Consider the following 2078-nt stretch of genomic DNA (forward strand, 5'->3'; position numbering starts at 1 on the left):
CCCACGAGCGAACCAGGCACGCGCCTCCACCGGCAGCCGAGCCGGCGCCTTGCACTCCCGGCCCCGGGGGCATCGCCATCGTCGGCGTGGGCTGTCGCTTTCCTGGCGGCGCCTCCTCACCGGAGCGTTTCTGGAGCCTGTTGCAACAGGGCGTCGATGCGGTTGGTCAGCGGGATGGCCTGGACGACGAGCCGGAGCGCGGTGGTTTCATCGAGGGGGCGCAGGAGTTCGACCCACGTTTCTTTCGCATTTCCCCCAGGGAGGCGCAGCTGCTCGATCCCCGGCAGCGGCTGTTGCTGGAAACCGCCTGGGAGGCACTGGAGCAGGCGGCGATCGCGCCAAGCAGTTTGCGTGGTTCCAGTACCGGGGTGTTCGTCGGCCTGATGGGGCATGGCTATGACGTGCTTTTGCGGCAAACGGGGCAGGGGCACGAGTCCAGGCCGGCCTTCACCACTGGCAACGCGGCCTCGGTCGCCGCCGGGCGGTTGGCGTACTTCTTCGACTGGCATGGGCCGGCGCTGTCGGTGGACACCGCTTGCAGTTCATCGCTGGTGGCGATCCACCTGGCCTGTGAAAGCCTGCTGGGCGGCAAGTGCGAGGTGGCCCTGGCCGGTGGCGTGAACCTGCTGCTGGATCAGGCGGAGTCCGAGGCCTTCCGCGCTGCCGGCATGCTCTCGCCGCGGGGCAGTTGCAGCACCTTCGATGAGGCCGCCGATGGCTATGTCCGGGGCGAAGGCTGCGGGCTCCTGGTGCTCAAGCGTCATGCCGACGCCCTGGCTGCCGGCGACCCGATATGGGCTGTCATCCGAGGCAGTGCGATCAATCACGATGGCGCCAGTGCCGGGCTGACCGTGCCGAACCAGTCGGCCCAGCGTGGGGTCATCGAAGCCGCGCTGGCCCAGGCCGGCCTGGCCCCGCACCAGGTGCAGTACCTGGAAGCCCACGGCACCGGCACTCGCTTGGGCGACCCGATCGAGGTGCAGGCCGCCGCCCAGGCATTGGGAGCTGGCCGGCAAGCGCAGCGTCCGCTGCTGCTCGGCTCGGTCAAGGCCCAGCTCGGGCACCTGGAGGCCGCCGCCGGCGTGGCGGGGCTGATCAAGGTCATTCTTGCCATGGGCAAGGGGCAGATCCCCGGGCAGTTGCATTTTCACTCACCCAACCCGCAGGTGGACTGGGCCAACCTGCCGGTGCAGGTGGTCGATCGGCCCCGCCCGTGGTTCGCCGGCCGGCGGATTGCCGGCGTCAGCAGCTTCGGTTTCAGCGGCACCAACGCCCATGTGCTGCTGGAAGCCTGTGAACCACCGCCACCCGCCGTAGCGAATATTGCTGCGCCAGTGCTGATCCTGCTTTCGGCGCGGACCCGGGACAGCCTGCTGGCCAGCGCCGAACGCTTGCGCGCGGTGGTGACGGATGGCCGCTTTGCCCCGGCGCAGTTGCGCGATATCGCCTACACCCTGCAGGTCGGGCGTGAGGCCATGGCCCATCGTCTGGCGCTGCTGGCCCGTTCATTGCCGGATCTGGCCAGCAAACTGGCAGGGCTGGGCCAGTCCGGGATCGAGGCTGGCGAGCTGTGGCTGGGCGAAGCCTCCCAGGATCACCAGCCGCCTGCCGATGCCCCGGCCAATGTGGCCCAGGATCGGCTGCAAGTCCTGGCGCAACGCTGGGTCCAGGGAGCCGTCGTGGACTGGACGCAACTCTACACAGCGCCGTTGCCACGCCGGATCGACTTGCCGACCTATCCGTTCGCCCGCCAGCTCTGCTCGGTACTGCATGGAAGCACAACAGGGAGCATCACTATGGAGCGTCAATCCCCACAGTCGCCAACCACCGCCTTCGCGGGGGACTCGTCCCGGTCCGGGCTCGATGCCGGCAAGCCGCGCAAGTTGCAGTTGCGCGCCCTGGAGGATGGACCAGCCATCGAGCCCCCGGCGCCGGCGGAGCAGGCCGCGCCGGTAGCCGCACAAGACTCGCCCATGGCCGCCCAACCGGTCGCGGCGCCCCGTGCCCCGGAAGTTGCCCCCCATGTGCAGGCCGAGCGGCGCGCGCTACTTGAGCGCGAGCTGACCACCAGTCTCGCT

1 protein-coding gene is annotated in these 2078 nt (G+C 69.4%); it reads left to right on the forward strand.

Annotation, left to right across the window (positions count from 1 at the left end):
• Positions 1 to 2078: beta-ketoacyl synthase N-terminal-like domain-containing protein (locus ACK6AU_RS31895; RefSeq protein WP_409303736.1), on the forward strand; the 2078-nt coding region annotated here is incomplete at both ends.

The organism is Pseudomonas sp. KCJK8993 (assembly GCF_046230915.1).
Taxonomy (GTDB): Bacteria; Pseudomonadota; Gammaproteobacteria; order Pseudomonadales; family Pseudomonadaceae; genus Aquipseudomonas; species Aquipseudomonas piscis.